General features: G+C 66.8%; 20 protein-coding genes. 6 read left to right on the top strand and 14 right to left on the bottom strand.

The window, feature by feature from the left end; translation table 11 throughout:
• Positions 1–2: 2 nt before the first annotated feature.
• Entirely contained in the window at positions 3–1,769 is a 1,767-nt protein-coding gene (locus tag BGO20_RS07665; RefSeq protein WP_291661221.1) for a methyl-accepting chemotaxis protein, read from the bottom strand.
• Between the two features lie 157 nt (positions 1,770–1,926).
• Between BGO20_RS07665 and solA the strand changes: the two genes are divergently transcribed.
• Positions 1,927–3,066 (top strand): N-methyl-L-tryptophan oxidase, encoded by a 1,140-nt coding sequence (solA, locus tag BGO20_RS07670; protein WP_291661222.1) that lies wholly within the window; start codon positions 1,927–1,929, stop codon positions 3,064–3,066.
• Between the two features lie 24 nt (positions 3,067–3,090).
• The gene (locus BGO20_RS07675) at positions 3,091–3,987 is read left to right on the top strand and encodes a DMT family transporter (protein ID WP_291661224.1); all 897 of its coding nucleotides are present in this window, start codon (positions 3,091–3,093) and stop codon (positions 3,985–3,987) included.
• 76 nt (positions 3,988–4,063) lie between these two features.
• On the opposite strand, the gene BGO20_RS07680 is transcribed toward BGO20_RS07675, so the two are convergent.
• Complete coding sequence (locus BGO20_RS07680) at positions 4,064–4,930, bottom strand: NAD(P)-dependent oxidoreductase (RefSeq protein WP_291661225.1); 867 nt, start codon at positions 4,928–4,930, stop codon at positions 4,064–4,066.
• A gap of 137 nt (positions 4,931–5,067) precedes the next feature.
• On the opposite strand from BGO20_RS07680, the gene map reads away from it, so the two are divergent.
• Positions 5,068–5,820 carry a type I methionyl aminopeptidase gene (map, locus tag BGO20_RS07685; protein ID WP_291661226.1) on the top strand — a complete coding sequence of 251 codons (753 nt, stop codon included), beginning with the start codon at positions 5,068–5,070 and terminating at the stop codon, positions 5,818–5,820.
• Positions 5,821–5,827: 7 nt separating this feature from the next.
• Here the strand turns inward: map and BGO20_RS07690 are convergent, their stop codons facing one another.
• The 4 genes from BGO20_RS07690 to BGO20_RS07705 form a co-directional block, all read right to left on the bottom strand.
• Positions 5,828–6,544, bottom strand: a complete 717-nt coding sequence (locus BGO20_RS07690) for an ABC transporter permease (protein WP_291661227.1) — start codon at positions 6,542–6,544, stop codon at positions 5,828–5,830.
• Positions 6,541–7,269, bottom strand: a complete 729-nt coding sequence (locus BGO20_RS07695) for an ABC transporter permease (RefSeq protein WP_291661229.1) — start codon at positions 7,267–7,269, stop codon at positions 6,541–6,543. The genes BGO20_RS07690 and BGO20_RS07695 overlap by 4 nt, the downstream gene beginning before the upstream one ends.
• Positions 7,270–7,343: 74 nt before the next feature.
• Complete coding sequence (locus BGO20_RS07700; protein WP_291661231.1) at positions 7,344–8,117, bottom strand: transporter substrate-binding domain-containing protein; 774 nt, start codon at positions 8,115–8,117, stop codon at positions 7,344–7,346.
• 212 nt (positions 8,118–8,329) lie between these two features.
• A complete protein-coding gene (locus BGO20_RS07705) occupies positions 8,330–9,535 on the bottom strand; it encodes an MFS transporter (protein ID WP_291661233.1) in 1,206 nt (401 codons plus the stop codon).
• A 199-nt stretch (positions 9,536–9,734) separates the two neighbouring features.
• Between BGO20_RS07705 and BGO20_RS07710 the strand changes: the two genes are divergently transcribed.
• Positions 9,735–10,406, top strand: coding sequence for a polyamine aminopropyltransferase (locus BGO20_RS07710; RefSeq protein WP_291661234.1), 672 nt, complete (start codon positions 9,735–9,737; stop codon positions 10,404–10,406).
• Between the two features lie 42 nt (positions 10,407–10,448).
• Here BGO20_RS07710 and BGO20_RS07715 read toward each other — a convergent pair whose 3' ends face one another.
• The 3 genes from BGO20_RS07715 to BGO20_RS07725 are packed head-to-tail and all read right to left on the bottom strand — an operon-like array spanning position 10,449 to position 12,823.
• A complete protein-coding gene (locus tag BGO20_RS07715) occupies positions 10,449–11,225 on the bottom strand; it encodes a hypothetical protein (RefSeq protein ID WP_291661236.1) in 777 nt (258 codons plus the stop codon).
• Entirely contained in the window at positions 11,222–12,274 is a 1,053-nt protein-coding gene (speB, locus tag BGO20_RS07720) for an agmatinase (RefSeq protein WP_291661238.1), read from the bottom strand. Before speB ends, BGO20_RS07715 begins: the two co-directional genes overlap by 4 nt.
• 36 nt (positions 12,275–12,310) lie before the next feature.
• Positions 12,311–12,823 (bottom strand): GNAT family N-acetyltransferase, encoded by a 513-nt coding sequence (locus tag BGO20_RS07725; RefSeq protein WP_291661239.1) that lies wholly within the window; start codon positions 12,821–12,823, stop codon positions 12,311–12,313.
• 222 nt (positions 12,824–13,045) lie between these two features.
• Here BGO20_RS07725 and BGO20_RS07730 point away from each other — a divergent pair, with 222 nt between their 5' ends.
• The gene (locus BGO20_RS07730; RefSeq protein ID WP_291661240.1) at positions 13,046–14,131 is read left to right on the top strand and encodes a TRAP transporter substrate-binding protein; all 1,086 of its coding nucleotides are present in this window, start codon (positions 13,046–13,048) and stop codon (positions 14,129–14,131) included.
• A 191-nt stretch (positions 14,132–14,322) separates the two neighbouring features.
• Here BGO20_RS07730 and BGO20_RS07735 read toward each other — a convergent pair whose 3' ends face one another.
• From BGO20_RS07735 to BGO20_RS07755, 5 genes are all read right to left on the bottom strand, one after another.
• Entirely contained in the window at positions 14,323–14,742 is a 420-nt protein-coding gene (locus tag BGO20_RS07735; protein ID WP_291661241.1) for a hypothetical protein, read from the bottom strand.
• Between the two features lie 520 nt (positions 14,743–15,262).
• Positions 15,263–15,631, bottom strand: coding sequence for a hypothetical protein (locus tag BGO20_RS07740; protein ID WP_291661243.1), 369 nt, complete (start codon positions 15,629–15,631; stop codon positions 15,263–15,265).
• A gap of 217 nt (positions 15,632–15,848) precedes the next feature.
• Positions 15,849–16,220: a DUF6481 family protein gene (locus BGO20_RS07745; RefSeq protein WP_291661244.1), complete on the bottom strand. Its 372-nt coding sequence runs from the start codon at positions 16,218–16,220 to the stop codon at positions 15,849–15,851.
• Between the two features lie 13 nt (positions 16,221–16,233).
• Positions 16,234–16,491 (bottom strand): 30S ribosomal protein S21, encoded by a 258-nt coding sequence (gene rpsU, locus BGO20_RS07750; RefSeq protein ID WP_291661246.1) that lies wholly within the window; start codon positions 16,489–16,491, stop codon positions 16,234–16,236.
• 137 nt (positions 16,492–16,628) lie between these two features.
• The gene (locus tag BGO20_RS07755; RefSeq protein ID WP_291661247.1) at positions 16,629–16,838 is read right to left on the bottom strand and encodes a cold-shock protein; all 210 of its coding nucleotides are present in this window, start codon (positions 16,836–16,838) and stop codon (positions 16,629–16,631) included.
• Between the two features lie 488 nt (positions 16,839–17,326).
• Here BGO20_RS07755 and BGO20_RS07760 point away from each other — a divergent pair, with 488 nt between their 5' ends.
• Positions 17,327–18,421, top strand: coding sequence for a TRAP transporter substrate-binding protein (locus BGO20_RS07760; RefSeq protein WP_291661248.1), 1,095 nt, complete (start codon positions 17,327–17,329; stop codon positions 18,419–18,421).
• Positions 18,422–18,599: the final 178 nt, after the last annotated feature.

Consider the following 18,599-nt stretch of genomic DNA (forward strand, 5'->3'; position numbering starts at 1 on the left):
CTTCAGAGCCGGTAGGCCATCCTCACCCCGCCCCAATGGCGGCCGCGCACCCTGACGGGAGCACCGATCTCGCTGAAGACCTCCGGACCGCGACCGACATCCTGCAGCGAGCGCTGCGCGAGGAAGGGGCGGACCGAGCGGCCGAAACCGATGCCGACGCGATCGTCGAAGATGCGCCGGTTGCGGACATAGGTCTCGTTCCACGCCGCCTCACCGCGCCGCGGTGGCAGCGAAAATGCGGCATTGTGGACCGGGACGTAGCCGTTCCTGTCCCCGACCACGGCGAAGGCCAGGCGCGGGTCGCTCGCGAGCGTGCCGGCAAGGACCGGCGGAAGGACCGCTTCCAGCGCCGGCAGACTCGGGCTCAGATACTGGCGCGGCTCGCTGTCCTCGACGGCAATGTAGCGGGTCAGGAACAGCTCGCTCTCGCTGGTCAGCCCCTGGTCGAGGGCCGTTTCCATGGCGCTGCCGATCCTGCGCGCGAAATCCTGAGCATGCTCGATCAAGGGCCGGTAGGCACGCTCGATCTCCTCCATCGCGAGCGCCAATGCATCGCTGCCCGCCACTGCATCCGGAGTAAAGGCAATGTGCAGCCCCCGGTCGCTGACCGCCGTCATGCGGCACGGCAGCGTCGGCAGGCCGTCGATCGTCACATTCCCGGAGGCCCCGGACCAGCGCCGCGCCTCCGGAGCGTCGGCGAGCAGGGCGCCGCCGCGGCCGAGATCGATGACCTCCCCGGCAATGTCCATGTCGCCGAGCGAGAGGCGCGCCCGGCGCGCTGCCGGGAAACGGTCGTAGCGGCGCCTGTCGGCAAAGGGCGAATGCCGGAGCGTCGGCTTGAAACGCCGCAGCATGTTGCCGACGACCCGTCCACCACGCTCGGTCGCGCGGCGGACCTGCTCGCTCTCCAGCATGGTCGCCTGCGCGATGCGGTCGATCTCGTCAGCTCGCCGGGCGACGCCGTTGACGAAGTCGGCCGTCTCGCGCGCATTGCGGGAGAGTTCCGCCGTCGTCGTCGCCTGCTCCTGGGAGGCGGTGCCGATCAGCCCCATGATCGGGTTGACCTCGCGCACGATCTGGAGCGCGTCGTTGACGATCTCGGTCGAGCCCTGCGCCGCCTCGGTGAGCCGGTCGACGCGGGCGCGGATCAACTCGGCCGCTTCGCTGACCTCGACCGACAGCGACTTGACCTCATGGGCGACGATCCCGAAACCGCGCCCGGCCTCACCGGCGCGCGCAGCTTCGATGGCCGCGTTCAGTGCCAGCAGATTGGTCTGGCGGGCAATGTCGGCGATCGAATCGACGATGCCGCGGATTTCTCCGGTCGCCGCCGCAAGACCGTCGAGCATCACCGTCGCCTCGCCAGCGCGCGACACCGCGGCGTCGAGCCTGTTGCGCAGGCTCGCCAGCGACAGGTCGACCTTCTCGGCGACATCCGAGACCTGCTGGCTCGCAGCCGCCAGCGCGGAGGCGTTCTCGTTGGCCGACACCACAGCCACGCGCATGCCGCCGGCACTTTCGAGGATGTTGCGCGAACCGTGCTCGAAGCCGGCGGACAGCTTGCCCGCCTCACCGAGTTCGCATGTCAGCTTATGCATCGCAGCGAGGATCTCGGCCTCGATGTCGTCGACGGCGGCGGAAACGGTTGCGCTGTCGGGGACGAAGACCGCGGGCGCGCTGCCGGCAACCTCGACCGGCTGCGTGATGGCGGGCACGTTGCTCTCGACGTTTTTGCCGGCACCGAACCAGCGCCGAATCCTGCCCGTCATGCGCCCCTCGATCTCACCCAGCGTCACGCCCATCCTTATTGCGGCGCTCCGTTAACAAAGGCTTCCACCGACCGCGCATCGGCCCGGCTTCCAGCACGATGGACCGGCTTCGCAACGCCCTGTATGGCTTGGCTTTCCGGGTTTCGGGGCAAAGGGCATGAGCCAGCACAGCTATGACGTCATCGTCGCCGGCGTCGGCGCCATGGGATCGGCCGCCTGCTGGCACCTCGCACGCCGAGGGCTCAAGGTGCTCGGGCTGGAGCGCTTCGACCTCGGCCATACGATGGGCTCTTCGCACGGCCTCTCCCGCATCATCCGCCTCGCCTATTTCGAGGGCTCGCACTATGTGCCGATCGTCCGCCGGGCGCATGAGCTCTGGCGCGAGACCGGCGAACAGGCCGGGCTGAAGCTGCTGCACGTCACAGGCTCGCTCGATCTCGCGCCGGAGGGCGGCGGCCCCGTCGAATCCTCGCTGCAATCCTGCCTCGACCACGGGCTGACCCACGAGGTGATCGACGCCGCGGAGGTGATGCGCCGCTTCCCCGGCTTCCAGCTCCCGGCCGGGCATCTCGGCCTGTGGCAACCGGATGGCGGCTTCGTCGCGTCCGAGAAGGCGATCTACGCCCATGTCGGACTGGCGCAGGCCCATGGCGCCGACATCCGGACCAACGAGCCGCTGCTCGACTGGACCCCGACGGCACAGGGCGGCGTCATGGTCCGGACCGAGCGTGGCAGCTATTCCGCCGGGCGGCTCGTCATCACCTCCGGCGGCTGGATCGCCGACGCCGTGCCGGCACTCGGCCAGCGCGTCGCCACGGTGAAGCAGGCGATCGGCTGGTTCACGACGCGGCGGCCCGAGCTGTTCCGGGAGGGCGCCTTCCCCGTGTTCATCCTTCACGTCGACGAGGGCAACTTCTACGGCTTCCCGCTCTACGAACATCCTGGCTTCAAGCTCGGCGGGCCGCATTTCGGCCGCGAGCCGATGGATCCGCGCGAGCCGGACCGGACGCCGAGCCCGACCCAGGTCGCGATGATCCGCGAATGCCTGGCGCGCTATATCCCCGACGCGGCCGGCGAGCCGCTGACGCTCAAGGGCTGTGTCTACACCGTCTCGCCGGACGAGCATTTCATCGTCGATGCGGTGCCGGGCGTTCCGCAGGCGGTCTTCGCCTCGGCCTGCTCCGGTCACGGCTTCAAATTCGCCAGCGCCATCGGCGAAATCCTGGCCGATCTCTCGACGGTCGGCCAATCACCCTTCGACCTCGCCCCCTTCTCGCTCTCCCGCTTCGACGCGTAAGCGACTTTCCGACAGGACAGCGCCTTGGCCAGCGCAGCCGACAATCGCCGCGGCATTCTCTTCATGCTCGCGGCCATGACGCTCTTCGTCTGCAACGATACGCTGATGAAGCTCGCGCGGGAAATCTACCCCGCCGGGCAAGCCCTGACGCTGCGCGCCGCATTCGCGGTCGTGATCGGCCTCGCCCTCGTCTTCGCCGTCCGGGAAAACGACCGCCTCGCGATGATGTTCAAGCCGCGCGTCGTCCTGCGCGGCCTCCTGGAAGCGGCCAGCGCGCTCGCCTTCGGCTGGTCGCTCGGATTGCTGCCGCTCGCGACGATCACTGCGATCAACATGGCCTCGCCCCTGCTGATCGTGGTGCTCGCCGTCGCGCTGCGGATCGAGAGCGTCGGCTGGCGGCGGACGCTGGCGCTGATCGTCGGCTTCGTCGGCGTGCTGATCGTGGTGCGACCGGGAGCCGACAGCTTCGGCATCGCGGCGATCGTGGCCCTGATCAGCACGATCTTCACCGCCGGCCGCGACCTCTCCACGCGCATGATCGGACCGGAAGTGCCATCGACCGTGGTTTCACTGACGACGACCGTTCTCGTCGGGCTTCTCGGGGCAGGATTCGGCATCACGGAATCCTGGCTGCCCGTCTGGCGCCACGAGACGCTCTATGTGCTGCTGGCGTCGCTGCTCGTCACAGCCGGCACCTTCTGCATCATCAGCGCCTTCCGCCGCTCCGACGTCAGCGTCGTCTCGCAGTACCGCTATGCGGTGATCGTGATCGCGGCGCTGATCGGCTATCTCGTCTGGGGAGACGTTCCCGACGGCCTCGCCTTCGCGGGTATCGCGCTCATCGTCGGCAGCGGCCTCTACACCATGCACCGCCAGCGCAAGCGGCCCGATTCCCGGCTCAAGCTCGAGAAGCATCCCTGAACGGTCGTTGCCGCGGCCGGAACGCGAACGGGCCCGCAAGGGCCCGCTGCGACTCTGCGATGGAGATGGCCGCGGCTCAGCGCTGCAGACGGGCGATCAGGCTGGAGGTATCCCAGCGATTGCCGCCCATCTTCTGTACATCGGCATAGAACTGGTCGACGAGCGCCGTCACCGGCAGCTGCGCGCCGTTGCGGCGCCCCTCGTCGAGGACGATGCCGAGGTCCTTGCGCATCCAGTCGACGGCGAAGCCGAAGTCGAACTTGTCCTGGTTCATCGTCTTGCCGCGGTTCTCCATCTGCCAGGAACCGGCGGCCCCCTTGGAGATCACCTCCAGCATGGTCTCGACATCGAGCCCGGCGCGCTTGGCGAAGTGGATACCTTCGGACAGCGCCTGGACGAGGCCGGCAATGCAAATCTGATTGACCATCTTGGTGAGCTGGCCGGAGCCGGCCGGCCCCATCAGCTTGCACATCCGCGCGTAAGCCGCGATGACGGGCTCGACGCGGGCGTAGGTCTCGGGCGCCCCGCCGCACATCACGGTCAGCACGCCGTTCTCGGCGCCGGCCTGCCCGCCGGAGACCGGCGCATCGACGAAGCCGAAACCGCCCTGCTTGGCCGCCTCGGCGAGCTCGCGCGCGACATTGGCGGAGGCCGTGGTGTGATCGACGAAGACCGCGCCCTTCTCCATGCCGGCGAAGGCGCCGTTCTCTCCGATGGTGACAGAGCGCAGATCGTCATCGTTGCCGACGCAGGCGAAGACGATCTCCTGCCCCTTCGCGGCATCCGCCGGGGTCGGCGCCGAAAGTCCGCCATGCTGGGCCACCCAGTCCTGCGCCTTCTTCGGGTTGCGGTTGTAGACCGTGACCTCGTGCCCCTTGGCCCTGAGATGGCCCGCCATGGGGTACCCCATCACGCCGAGACCGATGAATGCGACTTTGGCCATGCCGAACTCCCGCTTTCCTTCTCCGAAGACCGTCCCGCTTTAACGCGTGGCAGGCGGGCAGGAAAGGCGGATGCGCGCCAGCCTCACATGCAGCTTGCCGGGTTGCGGCTGGAGGCCGCGCGGCTTAGCTCCATCTCATGACCATTTCGAACGACGGCGAATTGCAGGCGCTCAGGCAGATCGGCGCCATCGTGGCCCGCGCGCTTGCCGCCATGGGCAAGGCGCTCGAGCCGGGGATGACCACGGCGGAGCTCGATGCAATCGGACGCCGGTTGCTCGAGCGGCACGGCGCCCGCCCCGCCCCGGAGCTCGCCTACGGCTTCCCCGGCGCGACCTGCATCAGCATCAACGAGGAGATCGCGCACGGCATTCCCGGCGAGCGGCGCATTCAGGTGGGTGACCTCGTCAATATCGACGTCTCGGCGGAGAAGGACGGGTTCTTCGGCGATACTGGCGCATCCTTCCCGGTGCCGCCGGTCAGGCCGAGGCTCGAGCGCCTGTGCCGCGACGGCCGGCGGGCGCTCTGGGCCGGGATCGGGCAGGTCGGCACCGGGAAGCCACTCGCCGGCATCGGCCAGGCGGTCGGACGCTTCGCCGACAAGAACGGCTATACGCTGGTGCGCAATCTCGCGAGCCATGGCGTCGGCCGCTCGCTGCACGAGGAGCCGACCGAGATCGCGACCTGGCCGGACCGGCGCGAGCGCCGGACCATGACGGACGGGCTCGTCTTCACGGTCGAACCGTTCCTGTCGCTCGGCGCCGACTGGGCCGAGCAGGGCGACAGGGATCGCTGGACGCTCTACAGCGAGCCTTGCGCACCAACGGTCCAGTACGAGCATACCGTTGTCGCGACCCCGCGCGGCGCCGTCGTGCTGACGCTGCCGGGCTGAGAGCGCTTCAGCGCAGCGCCAGATGCCGGCTGAGCCGGAGTTCGGCCCGGTCCCAGATGCGCCGGATGATCTCGACCAGCACGAGATAGATCAGCGCCGCGTAGAGATAGATCGAGAGATCGAAGGACCGCGCGAAGGCGAGCCGCGTCGCGCCCATCAGGTCGAACAGCGTCACCAGCGAAGCGATCGCGCTCGCCTTGATCATCACGATCAGTTCGTTGCCGAGTGGGCGCAGCGCCAGGATCATCGCTTGCGGCAGCGCGACGAGGCGCAGCGTGGCCCAGCGGTGCAGGCCGAGCGAGGCGGCGCCCTCGAACTGGCCGCGCGGGATGGCCTGAATGGCGCCGCGCAGGATCTCGGCCTGGTAGGCCGCGGTGTTGAGCGTGAAGGTCAACGCTGCGCAGTAGAATGGATCGCGAAAGAACCACCAGAGGCCGATATCCTGCCAGAAGACGCGAAACTGGCCGAGGCCGTAATAGACGAGATAGAGCTGGCAGAGCAGCGGCGTGCCCCGGAAGAAGGTGGTGTAGCCGCCGACGGCGAGGCTCGCCCAGCGCGGGCCGTAGAGCCGGGCGATGGCAAGCGCGAGCGCCATGGCAAAGCCGATCAGCACCGAGATCAGCACGAGCTCGATCGTGATCCAGAAGCCCGACGCCATGCGGCAACCGTAGTTCTGGAGGACTTCGCTGCCGGCCAGCCAGCCGGGATACTCGCACCAGCTCATCGCATCGCGCCCCCGAAGGCGGCGAAGCCGCGATTGGCGCGCCGCTCCATCCGCCCGAGCGCCCTGGCCGAGATCAGCGAGAACACCAGATAAATCAGCATCGCCGCGCCGAAGAACAGGAAGGGCTCCTTCGTCACCACATTGGCACGGGTGGTGATGAACATGATGTCGGGCAAGGTGATGACCGAGACCAGCGAGGTTTCCTTCAGCAGCACCATCCAGTTGTTGCCGAGGCCGGGCAAGGCGACACGGATCAGCTGCGGCAGCACGACGAGGCGGAATGCCTGCGCCTTGCTCAATCCCAGCGCCGCCGCGGCCTCGCGCTGGCCTTTCTGGATCGCGTTCAGCGCACCGACCCAGACCTCGCTGGAAAAGGCCGACAGGACGACGCCGAGAGCGACCATGCCGGCCACGAAGGGCGGCATGCTGAAGGAGCCCGGCAGGCCGAGCTTCTGCCACAGATGCTGGAGCAGCAACTGCACGCCGAAATAGATGATGTAGAGGGTCAGCAGCTCGGGAACGCCGCGGAAGATCGTGGTGTAGAGCGTCGCGACGGCACGCAGCACGGCGCTGTCGGAGCGCTTGCCGAGCGCGACGAGGAGGCCGAGCGCAAGGCCGAAGGGCAGCGTCGCAAGCGCAATCGAGATGGTGACGCCGGCGCCCTGCAGCAGGGCCCAACCCCAGCCCTCGGGCCCGAAACCGAGCAGGGCGAATTTGTCGAGCATGCAGTTGCCGGAACAGGAGAGGCTGGAGCCCGCCGGCCTCTCCGGGCCGACGGGAACGGATCAGGACTGCCGGCTCAGTCGTATTTGAACCACTTGTCCTCGAGCTTCTTGTGCGAGCCGTCGGCCATCGTCTCGGCAATCGCCTTGCTGATCATCTCCTTGAGGGCAGTGTCCGACTTGCGGACGGCGCCGGCCACGCCGGGGCCGTGAATGGCGTCATCCCGCTTCACCTCGGCGATCTTGCGGCAGCAATCCTTGCCCTTCCCCTTGAGGAAATCGGCCAGGGCGAGCGCATCCGCGACGATATAGTCGAGGCGGCCGTTCAGCAGGTCCAGATTGGCTTCCTCCTGAGTCGGATACAGCCGGATATCGGAATCCTTGTAGAATTTCTCGAGATAGTTGGCGTGGATGGTCGAGCCCTGCGCGCCGACCGCCTTGCCCTTGAGCGCGGCGGGCGAAATATCGTCCGACTTGGTGCTCTTGGGTCCAATCATCCAGATCGGCGTCTTGCTGTAGACCGATGTGAAGTCGACCTGCTTCTTGCGCTCGTCGGTCGCGTTCATGCCGGCGAAGATGACGTCGTACTTGTTGGCGAGCAGCGCCGGGATGATGCCGTCCCAGTCCTGCACCACCCAGGTGCACTTCACCTTCATCTTCTCGCAAAGCAGGTTGCCGTAGTCGATCTCGAAGCCCTCGAGCTCCTTCTTGGCGTTCAGGTTGTTGTAGGGCGGATAGGCGCCCTCCGTGCCGATGCGGATCTCCTTCCACTCCTTGGCCTGGGCCAGGGCGCCGGTCGCGCCTGCAACCGTCAGCGCAGCAGCGGCGATCAAACGAACGAAACTCTTCATGGTGCCTCCCGCAAGGTCGAAGGCGCCGCCGCACTGTTGTGATCTTCCCCAGCGGCGCCCCGTGCGCACAGATTGGGCGCAGTTCGATGGTGCCCGCAAGAGGGCAGGCGCGGCTTTTGAAGGCGAAGCCGCTGAAATATGGCGCAGGGTAAGCCGCTGTTCCGGCTGCCCAAAAGGCTGCCGGGCCATTGTCCATGCGGCGAAAGTCGAGGTCAGCCGCGGTGCCGGCGCTCGTCGAGGACCGCGAGAATCCAGATCGCGAGGCCGCCCAGAGCCAGGCCGGCACCGACCCAGCCGGTCGAGGTCCAGCCGAAGCCCGCCGCGATCGCGAGGCCGCCGAGCCACGGGCCGAGCGCATTGGCGGTGTTGAAGGCGCTGTGGTTGAGCGCGGCCGCCAGCGTCTGCGCGTCGTCGGCGACGTCCATCAGCCGCGTCTGCAGCATCGCCCCCAGCCCGCCGCCGCTGCCGATCATGAAGACGACCAGGGAGACCGCCCAGATATTGCCCGCCGCGAAGGGAAAGGCTGCGAGCCACAGCGCGCTCCAGAGCAGCAGCCCCGCCGTCGCAGGAACCAGCGCCCGATCGGCGGCCCAGCCGGCAAAGAGCGTGCCGGCGGTGAGGCCGAGCCCGAAGGCGACGAGCACCACCGGCACGACGGCCGGCGCCACTCCCGTCACCTCCATCAACGTCGAGGCGACGTAGGTGTAGACCGCGAACAGCCCTCCGAAGCCGATCGCACCGGTGGCGAGCGTCAGCCAGACCTGCCGGCGCCTCAGCGCTCCCAGTTCGCGCAGCGGGCTCGCGCCGGGCGCCACCGCATCGCGCGGCGCGAACAATGCGACCAGCAGCACGGTCAACATCGCAAGCGCCGCCACGACCGCGAAGCCCGCGCGCCAGCCGAGCGCCTGCCCCATCCAGCTCGCCACCGGTACGCCGAGGATCGTGGCGACCGTCAGGCCCAGCATGACCCGTGCGACCGACTGGGCGCGCCGGTTCGGAGGCGAGAGCGAGGCGGCGACCAAGGCCGCGACGCCGAAATAGGCGCCGTGCGGCAGACCGCTCAGGAAGCGGAAGGCCAGCATCCAGTGATAGCTCGGCGCGAGCGCGCTCAAAAGATTGCCGAGGGCGAAGACCCCCATCAGAGCGATCAGCAGCGTCCGGCGCGGCACCCGCGCCGCCAGCACCGCAATCAACGGCGCGCCCACCACAACCCCAAGCGCATAGATGCTGATGACGTGCCCGCCCGTCGGCTCGTCGACGCCGAGCCCGGCGGAGAAAAAGGGCAACAGGCTCATCGAGGCGAATTCGGTGGTGCCGATCGCGAACCCGCCCATTGCGAGCGCAAAGATCACCAGGCCAACCGGAACCGTCGCGGGCGCGGAAGCGGTCAGGCTGCGATCATGCGCGGCAAGGGTCATCGTCGGGGGCTTTCGGAAAGGGCTCGGGCGCGATGCTGCGCCGCAACATCAAATAGGCGCGACAGGGACGTCATGACAACCGTCGAATCCCTCTCCACGCATGTCCCGCACGCATACCGCACTGCAGCAAGCTCGCGGTCTCCCGCTGTGCCGCAGCAGGCTATAGGATCGGCGTTCCCACTCCGCTCGCGAGAAGCGCATGCTGCCCTGGACCGTGCTCGACACCGCCGATCTGCCCGATGGCAGCGGCACGCTGCGGCTGAAGCAGCGCGGCGGCGAGTTCTCGATCATGCTCGGCAGCAACGAGTTGATGAACAGCAGGCTGAGCGGGTCGGAGGAAGCGCTGGCGCGGCTGGCCTGCGAGCGCCTGCGGCAGCGCCCCCCTTCCCTGCTCATCGGCGGGCTCGGCATGGGCTTCACGCTGCGCGCGGCGCTCGCCGCGCTGCCGGACGCGGCGACGATCGAGGTGGCCGAGCTGATCCCGGCCGTGGCCGGCTGGGCGCGCGGGCGGATGGCACCGGTCTTCGCGGGCTGCCTCGACGATCCGCGGGTGACATTGACGATCGGCGATGTGGCCGCGGTGATCGCAGCCGGCCGGGCTCGCTATGACGGCATCCTGCTCGACGTCGACAACGGTCCGGAAGGCTTGACCGTCGCAGCCAACGACCGGCTCTACGGCCTTGCGGGCCTCGGCGCAGCCAAGGCGGCGCTGCGCCCGGGCGGCGTGCTGGCGGTCTGGTCCTCGGGCCCGGATCACGGCTTCACCCGCCGGCTGCGGGATGCCGGCTTCGCCGCAGACGAGATCTCAGTGCGCGCGAGCCGCTCGCGCCGGGGCGCGCGCCATGTGATCTGGCTCGCGACCCGCCGCTGAACGGAGATCGGAGGGCGGGCTGCGAGACCTCTCCCGAGCGCGCTACGGCAACCGGCAGAGCCCTTCGCAGCCGGGCTTGCCCGCGGCCGCCACGAAGGTCGACACCGCTTTTTCCGCGGCAGGCTTCAGGACCGGCTTGGCCGCGTGCAGCGCCGTGACCAGCGCCTTGCGGTCCGGCGGGGCGATGCCGGCCACGACGGACGCCGCGCTCTCCGCGAGTGCATTCGCCAGCAGCGTCTGGTTGGGCTCGCGCAGCGCGGGATTGCGCAGCAGCAGAACGGCGCCGGAAACGATCTCCAGCAGGCCGAGCCGCATCTTGCGCAGCCCCTGGATGCGCTCCTCCGTCCGCTCCTCCTTCTTCAGATGGGCGTCGAAATCGTTGACGGCCTCCACGGAGGCGGCGATCGCCTTCAGCAGGAAGGCACGCGAGCGGACAATCTCGTCCTGGTACTCTACCGTGTTGCGGGCAGAATCCGGCGCCTTGCCCGGATCGGGCGAATAGAGCTCGTAAGCCTGCAGAACGCGCGTCTGCTTCTGCACGATATTGAGGAGCCCCGGGACGTCGGCAGCCGTATACGGCCCCTTGCCCAGGATCGCGGCTTCGTTCCAGACATCCTCCAGCACCTTGCCGTCGACCGGATCGGCCAGGCGCGGCAAACCGCCCTTGCCCCGCTCGACCTTGATCATGCTGTCGAGGGCGTCGACCGAAGCGTCGATATAGGCCGAGCCGTTGGGCGGCACCTCGGCGCGCGCCGCGAAGCCGAGCAGGCACACGCCGCCGATGGCGGCGATCCGGGCTATCGAACGTCGCATCATCATGGTCTTCCTTTTCCTGCAGCGCGCGCCTCGGCCAGCAGGCAGAGTTCGGTGAAGAGCACCTGCGCCGCGCATTGCGCCGTATTGCTCGTGGAATCGTATTGCGGCGCGACCTCGACGACGTCGGCGGCGACGATGTCTCGTCCCTTCAAGCCGCGCAGGATCGCCAGCGCCTCGCGCGGCGTCAGCCCGCCGACCTCCGGCGTGCCGGTGCCCGGCGCAAAGGCCGGGTCGAGCGAATCGACATCGAAAGAGACATAGGTCGGGCCGTCGCCGATGACCGCCAGCGCCTTCGCGATCACGGCTTCGAGGCCGAGATCGTCGACCTCATTGGCATGGATCACCGTCATGCCGGACTCATAGGAGAACTCCCAGAGGTACTCCGCCCCGCCCCGGATGCCGATCTGAATGACGCGCTCGGGGTCGAGCACGCCGTCGAGCACCGCCTGCCGGAAGGGCCCGCCGTGATGGAATTTCGAGCCCTCGTAGGGGCCGGACGTGTCACAATGGGCGTCGATGTGGACCATGCCGACCGGGCGCCTGGCGCCGACCGCCCTGAGGATCGAATAGGTGATCGAATGATCCCCGCCGACCGCCAGCGGCGAGACGCCGGCCTCGACGATCGTGCGGAAGGTCGCCTCGATATCCTCGTGGCAGCTTTCCAGCGAGTAGCGGGAGCGGAAGGGCACGTCGCCGATGTCGGCCGCCTTGACCATGCCGAACGGCGCCGTGCCGAGGACATGGTCCATGGGCCCGATGCGCTCGATGGCGCGCACCGCGCGAGGCCCGAGCCGCGTGCCGGCGCGATTGGTCACGCCCAGATCCATCGGCAGGCCGATGATGGCGACGTCGAGCCCGCCGAGGTCCGCCTTGGACAGCGCATCGGGCCGGTAGGGAGCACCGATGAAGGTCGCGACGTCGGCGAAGGGCCATTTGCGCCTGTCGCCCTGGAACTGGTCGGCCGCGACCTTGGCGAAGCGAGGATCGTGAATGTCGCCGCCGCTCGCCCCGGCGTAGCGCGCCCGAAGCTTCCCGAGCTTGTCCTGATCCATTAGTGTCTCCCTCGCGGCACGCCCGCAACCGAGGCGTCAGCCGGCCCGACGCTCGAGCATGGTCACCGGCGAATCGTGATAGCAGGCAGACCCGAAGGGTGTGTACCCCAGTTTGGCGGCGACGCGCAGCGAAGCGGCGTTTTCCGGCGCGATGATGCAAACCGTGCGCTGGTGCCCGAAGGATCGCTCGAACCAGTCATGCGCCACCAGGCCCGCCTCGGTCGCATAGCCCCTGCCCTGCACGTCGCGCGACAAGACCCAGCCGGCCTCGGGAAACGGGTCGAACGAGGTGCCCAGCCCGCGATGGGCCTGCATCAACCCGGCCTCCCCGACCAGGCGCCCGCTCGCCCGCTCGATCACCGCGAAGAAGCCGTAGCCGAGAAGGGCCCAGTTGCCCGCGCTGCGCGTCAGCCTTTGCCAGGCCTCCTCGCGCGACAGCGGCTTGCCGCCGATGAAGCGCACCACCGCCGGGTCGGAACGCATCCGGTGGATCGCATCGAGATCCTCGCGGGAGGGGCGGCGCAGGAGGAGTCGCTCTGTCTCGATCATGCCGTCCTTAAACCAGCACGGCCGCCGCGAGCCAAGGCCGCGACGACCGGCATGAGAACCGCTTCCGCTACGGCGGTTTAGCCGAAAGTCTCAGTCCAGGCGGTTGAATCCCCTCGCGATTCATGCAGCCTTCGGCTAGAACCCCGGCGCATGCTCGGCATGTGCCGCGTCGCGCCCGTACAAGCTCGAAAAATCGAGTGACTTCCGAGGAGATGTCCCCCCATGAAGCGTCGTCAGTTCATCCAGACCGCGGCGGCCGGCGCGGCCGCCAGTGCAGTCGCCATGCCGGCGGTCGCGCAGTCGAATCCTGAAGTGAAGTGGCGCCTCGCCTCCTCCTTCCCGAAGTCGCTCGACACGATCTACGGCGGCGCCGAGGTCATGGCCAAGATGGTCTCCGAGCTGACCGACGGCAAGTTCCAGATCCAGGTCTTCGCGGCGGGCGAGATCGTCCCGGCGCTGCAGGCGCTCGACGCCGTGAGCAACAACACCGTCGAGATGTGCCACACCGTCTCGTACTACTACGTCGGCAAGGATCCGACCTTCGCCATCGCCGCCTCGGTGCCGTTCGGCCTCAACGCGCGCCAGCAGAACGCCTGGCTGTTCCAGAACGGCGGCAACGAGCTGTTCAACGAGTTCTACAAGAAGTTCAACGCCTACGGCCTGCCCTGCGGCAACACCGGCGCTCAGATGGGCGGCTGGTTCCGCAAGGAAATCAAGTCCACGGCCGACCTGCAGGGCCTGAAGATGCGCATCGGCGGCATCGCCGGCTCGGTGCTGCAGAAGCTCGGCGTCGTGCCGCAGCAGCTCGGCGGCGGCGACATCTACCCGGCGCTGGAAAAGGGCACCATCGACGGCGCCGAGTGGGTCGGCCCCTATGACGACGAGAAGCTCGGCTTCGCCAAGGTCGCGCCGTACTACTACTACCCGGGCTTCTGGGAAGGCGGCCCGACGGTGCACGCCTTCGTCAATCTGGAAAAGTGGAACGCGCTGCCGAAGGCCTACCAGGCCGCGCTGACCGCCGCCTGCACCTACGCCAACACGCAGATGGCGGCGAAGTACGACGTGGTGAACCCGGGCGCGCTGAAGCGCCTCGTCGCGGCCGGCACGCAGCTGCGCCCCTTCCCGCAGGACGTGCTGGAAGCGAGCCTCAAGGCCTCGAACGAGCTCTACTCCGAAATCTCGGCCAAGAACGCCGATTTCAAGAAGGCCATCGACGCGATGGCCGCCTTCCGCTCCGACGAATATCTGTGGTGGCAGATCGCCGAGCTGACCTTCGACGTCTTCCAGGTGCGCACCCGCGCGCGCTGACGCGCTCGACAGCCGGGTCCTACCGGCGGGAAACCCCAAAGCCCGGCCTCGGCCGGGCTTTTTTTCGGACGGAACGGACCAGGTCACGCGACCCCGCCCGTTTCATGCAGGCAGAACGAGACAGCAGACCTCTCCGCTAACATCCCGCCCGCAGCGCCACCCGTGGCCGATGGCGGCGGAGGCGCGCAGTTTCAGTTGGCGGTGCGCGCCCGATGTTCCTGAAGCCTCATCTGCATCTGACCGACGAGCCTCAGCAATTCGCTATGGGGCATCGTGACCGTCACGTCGCGATCGCCGACGGTGAGACGTAGATGGAACTCGCCGGTCAGCTCATCGCCGGTTGTTGGGCCGACTGCATCGACGGACGTGGCGGTCGCCTCCTGTTCTCCCGCAAGGCCGGCCGGGATGTCGATCTGGACCTCATCGCTCATTGGAGCGGGCATGTAGGCGATCAGACCGGCAGCCAGCTTCTCAGCCTGAAGCTGATCGAGCAGAAAGACCTGACTGTGCCCCGGCGCCGTGAACTTGAAGGCAACGTGATGCTGGCCCGCAGGCGTGATCCATTCCACATTTTCGATAAGAGCGGCATCGACGGTCTTCTGATCCGACATGACGTCTTCTCCTCCTCGGCCGGGACGCTCGACCCGAAGGCTGCAATCGTTGAGCGCGCTCCAAGGCGCTCGACCGCTTGTCGAACCGCCGCTTCCTGACCTTGTGCAAGATGGCCTGCGTGCCTGCCGAACCCATATCTTGCGGCGCCCGGCGATGGTCTTTCAACCCATGATCTGGACGACGATCTCGCGCAGCTCCTCGCGCGAAAGAGGAGAGGTTTCGGGCCTCCAATCCGGCAAGGATTTGGACGGCAGGGGTTGCGATGCCGCTGCCCCATGAGTTCGAGTCTTCTTATATTCGTATCGCGTTTTGTTCTTCATAGAGATTCATTGGCGCGCGTTCGATGCGCTGCCGGTCAGGCCGCCTGGCAAAGCCCAAGCGGCAGAAATACCGCCAAACGGCATTTCAATTGTCGGTAAAGAGGAGAAATCGGCCCAAGCATATCTGCCGAGGGCCAGCCTATCGCAGGCGCTCCACTCGTTACCGGCCCATTATGTCCGTTCCGCGATGGTTTCGCGGTCAGGGAAAGGCGTCGATCAGTCTGATCGCCGTCCCATGCCGGCACGATCCGTTCAGGTTTTTCTCGATGGCAGTCATTGCGCCTTCGACGGTCTTGAATGGACCCCGCCGGACATCGTTCATCTGAGGCAGTTCGTCCGCGGTCATCACGATCCAGAACTGGTCGTTGGGGTCTCGAACGATCGAGCAGATCGAGCGCTCCAGCAGGTCGGTAACGCCCCAGCGATTGGAGAGGTTGGGCCGTACGGTCGTATCCATTGCCGCCTCTCCTCGCGGAAGATCAGGATGAAACGCGTCGTGATCGAGCCCCGCTCTTGGCGGAGCCGCGGCGCGGCAGCGCGCTTTGAAGAGCGGACGCGGCTTCGGCATCGGCTGCCTCCTTGGCAAGCCTAAGGGCGCGCAACCTTGCAGTGCGCTCCCGGACCGCAAGCTGCTCGGCTCGCAGCGCCTCCAATGCGGTTTCGGCCTCGGCGCGACGCTGCGCCGCGAGCGTCGCCTTGCTCTGCGCCCGCAACTGCGCCTCCTCCGGCGAAATCCTGCTGCCTGACATCGACAACTCCTTCCAGGCACCCAGCCCGGCAACGCGTCAACGACGCTTCCCTGCGGTGCGAGCCTGCATGTATTGAACGGCCTCGAGCAGAACCTTGCGGGGCCGCTCCGCTTCGATCCTGGCCAGCTCGGCCTGAGCTGCAGCCTGGCGGGTCAGTTCTTCCAGATGCGCCAGTTCGGCGATGCGCTCGCGCTCAGCGGCCGCGAGACGCGCCTCGGCGGCACGCTCCGCGGCTTTGACCGCTTCGCGCGCGGACCGGGCGGTCGCGACAGCTTCCCGCTCGGCCCGGCGCTGGATCATGACCGGATCATCCGCCCTGGGACGAGCCTTGAATCGCTCCAGCAATGCCTTTTTGGCAGCGGTCGAACTGGCCTGACGATCCGCAAAGCTATGGGGACTGAAACTCAATCTGAACCCTCGCCTATCGCGGCTGCTGGGCAGAACGAACCGGACGCTCGACCCGCTTCGGTGCCGGGAGCAAACCTTCCCGCTGCGCCTGCTTCCGTGCAGCCTTGCGCGCACGGCGGATGGCTTCCGCCTTCTCGCGGGTCCGTCGTTCCGACGGCTTCTCGTAGGCGCGGCGCGCCTTCATTTCGCGGAACACGCCTTCACGCTGCATCTTCTTCTTGAGGACGCGCAGTGCCTGATCGACATTGTTGTCGCGCACCAAAACCTGCATGCGAAATTCCTTTCGACGACATGAAAAAGGGCCGGGCGAACCCCCGACCCTCGCAGCCATCCATCGCGATAGGATCCGGCGCCGACACATCCGCGGTCGCCACCTTGATCGAGTGTCGCAAGGGATAGCGATTCCGCTTACTCGGCCTGCAGATTATCCGCAGAGACCTTCCCGGAGCGCTTGTCCTGCACCAGCTCGTAGGAGACCTTCTGGCCCTCGGTGAGCGTGCGAAGCCCCGCCCGTTCGACGGCGCTGATGTGAACGAAGGCATCCTGGCCTCCATCTTCCGGCTGAATGAAGCCGAAGCCCTTATCGGTGTTGAACCATTTAACTGTGCCGCTGGCCATGACGACCTCCTGTAAAAGCGACCGGTCACGCGCCACGTATGTGACGCGCGTTTCGATTTGAGCAGGAAGTTCGTCAGCAATGCGTCCTATGACGCGGGGCCAATTCGTTCGGCCTACATCGATTTTTCTAAGATGCAACTTTCGGACTTCAATGTCAAATCCCGCGTGATTCAGGCCGTTATCTTCAGAAAAACATGTACAGATCAAATATTCAGAGTCACTCGCGCGCCTCGCTCGCGAGTGACCACGCGTCGGCATACTTGGGTCATGAGACATTCGACAGCGACGCGGCGTGGATCGGAAAGACGCAAACTGTCCGCACGCCAAGGAGCCTGCCGACCACCCCATTGCGACGAGTTGCCGCAATTCATGAAAAAAATACATGCACCCCATGCATTTTTGACTTGCATGAAGCGACAGACCTGATTTGCTGGCGCGACGCGACGATCGGATCAACCGGCGCGCAAACTCAGGGGGAAACATTACTGATGAAGCGTCGTCACTTTCTGACCGCAGCAGGAGCCGGCGCCGCCGCCGGCATCATCGCCAGCCCGGCCATCGCCCAGTCGATGCCGGAGGTCAAATGGAGGGTCACCTCCTCCTTCCCGAAATCGCTCGACACGATCTATGGCGCTTCCGAGGTCCTCGCGAAGGCGGTGTCGGAGGCGACCGACGGCAAGTTCCAGATCCAGGTCTTCGCCGCCGGCGAGGTCGTTCCCGGCCTGCAGGCCGCCGATGCGGTCACGAACGGCACCGTCGAGATGTGCCACACCGCTTCCTATTACTACGTCGGCAAGGATCCGACCTTCGCCTTCGGCACGGCGGTTCCCTTCGGGCTCAATGCCCGCCAGCAGAACGCCTGGTTCTACCATGGCGGCGGCATGGAGCTGATGAACGAATTCTACAAGAAATCGAACATCTACGCCTTGCCGGGCGGCAACACCGGCTGCCAGATGGGCGGTTGGTTCCGCAAGGAACTCAAGACGGCAGCGGATCTGCAGGGCGTCAAGATGCGCATCGGCGGCTTCGCAGGACAGGTGCTTAGCAAGCTCGGCGTCGTTCCACAGCAGATCGCCGGCGGCGACATCTACCCCGCGCTGGAGAAGGGCACCATCGATGCAGCCGAATGGGTCGGCCCCGCCGATGACGAGAAGCTCGGCTTCAACAAGGTCGCGCCCTATTACTACTATCCCGGCTGGTGGGAGGGCGGCGCGGCGCTGCACTTCTTCATCAACACCGCCAAGTGGGAAGAACTGCCGAAGACCTACAAGTCACTGCTGACCACGGCCGCCGGGCTCGCCAATGTCGACATGCAGGCGAAGTACGACGCCCGGAACCCGGCCGCCCTCAAGCGGCTGGTCGGTGGCGGCGCGCAGCTTCGCCCGTTCTCGCAGGACATCCTCGAAGCCTGTCTCAAGGCCTCGAAGGAGGTCTATGCCGAAACCAGCGCGAAGAACCCCGACTTCAAGAAGATCTACGAGGCGATGTCGGCGTTCCGCGGCGACGAATACCTCTGGTTCCAGGTCGCCGAATACACCTACGACAACTTCCTGATCCGCTCGCGCGTCTCGAATCAGCTCTGACAGAGAGCGACCTGCCGGCAACGGCCCACCTTGAAAACCCCGGCGCAAGCCGGGGTTTTTCGATGACCTCCCGCCGCCGCCTCTCGCGCCGGCTGCCGACACGCGCGGTCGGGGCCGCACGATATCGTGACGGCAAGCTGCGCACATGCCATAGGCGCGAATGCCATAACTGCGCCTT

The sequence above is a fragment of the Allobosea sp. 67-29 genome, assembly GCF_001898115.1.
Taxonomy (GTDB): domain Bacteria; phylum Pseudomonadota; class Alphaproteobacteria; order Rhizobiales; family Beijerinckiaceae; genus Allobosea.

Bases quoted from the DNA above. Each gene is read 5' to 3' on its own strand.
- BGO20_RS07665 (WP_291661221.1), bottom strand. From the start codon at position 1,769: ATGACGGGCAGGATTCGGCGCTGGTTCGGTGCCGGCAAAAACGTCGAG.
- solA (WP_291661222.1), top strand. From the start codon at position 1,927: ATGAGCCAGCACAGCTATGACGTCATCGTCGCCGGCGTCGGCGCCATG.
- BGO20_RS07680 (WP_291661225.1), bottom strand. From the start codon at position 4,930: ATGGCCAAAGTCGCATTCATCGGTCTCGGCGTGATGGGGTACCCCATG.
- map (WP_291661226.1), top strand. From the start codon at position 5,068: ATGACCATTTCGAACGACGGCGAATTGCAGGCGCTCAGGCAGATCGGC.
- BGO20_RS07690 (WP_291661227.1), bottom strand. From the start codon at position 6,544: ATGAGCTGGTGCGAGTATCCCGGCTGGCTGGCCGGCAGCGAAGTCCTC.
- BGO20_RS07695 (WP_291661229.1), bottom strand. From the start codon at position 7,269: ATGCTCGACAAATTCGCCCTGCTCGGTTTCGGGCCCGAGGGCTGGGGT.
- BGO20_RS07700 (WP_291661231.1), bottom strand. From the start codon at position 8,117: ATGAAGAGTTTCGTTCGTTTGATCGCCGCTGCTGCGCTGACGGTTGCA.
- BGO20_RS07705 (WP_291661233.1), bottom strand. From the start codon at position 9,535: ATGACCCTTGCCGCGCATGATCGCAGCCTGACCGCTTCCGCGCCCGCG.
- BGO20_RS07710 (WP_291661234.1), top strand. From the start codon at position 9,735: ATGCTGCCCTGGACCGTGCTCGACACCGCCGATCTGCCCGATGGCAGC.
- BGO20_RS07715 (WP_291661236.1), bottom strand. From the start codon at position 11,225: ATGATGATGCGACGTTCGATAGCCCGGATCGCCGCCATCGGCGGCGTG.
- speB (WP_291661238.1), bottom strand. From the start codon at position 12,274: ATGGATCAGGACAAGCTCGGGAAGCTTCGGGCGCGCTACGCCGGGGCG.
- BGO20_RS07725 (WP_291661239.1), bottom strand. From the start codon at position 12,823: ATGATCGAGACAGAGCGACTCCTCCTGCGCCGCCCCTCCCGCGAGGAT.
- BGO20_RS07730 (WP_291661240.1), top strand. From the start codon at position 13,046: ATGAAGCGTCGTCAGTTCATCCAGACCGCGGCGGCCGGCGCGGCCGCC.
- BGO20_RS07735 (WP_291661241.1), bottom strand. From the start codon at position 14,742: ATGTCGGATCAGAAGACCGTCGATGCCGCTCTTATCGAAAATGTGGAA.
- BGO20_RS07740 (WP_291661243.1), bottom strand. From the start codon at position 15,631: ATGCCGAAGCCGCGTCCGCTCTTCAAAGCGCGCTGCCGCGCCGCGGCT.
- rpsU (WP_291661246.1), bottom strand. From the start codon at position 16,491: ATGCAGGTTTTGGTGCGCGACAACAATGTCGATCAGGCACTGCGCGTC.
- BGO20_RS07755 (WP_291661247.1), bottom strand. From the start codon at position 16,838: ATGGCCAGCGGCACAGTTAAATGGTTCAACACCGATAAGGGCTTCGGC.
- BGO20_RS07760 (WP_291661248.1), top strand. From the start codon at position 17,327: ATGAAGCGTCGTCACTTTCTGACCGCAGCAGGAGCCGGCGCCGCCGCC.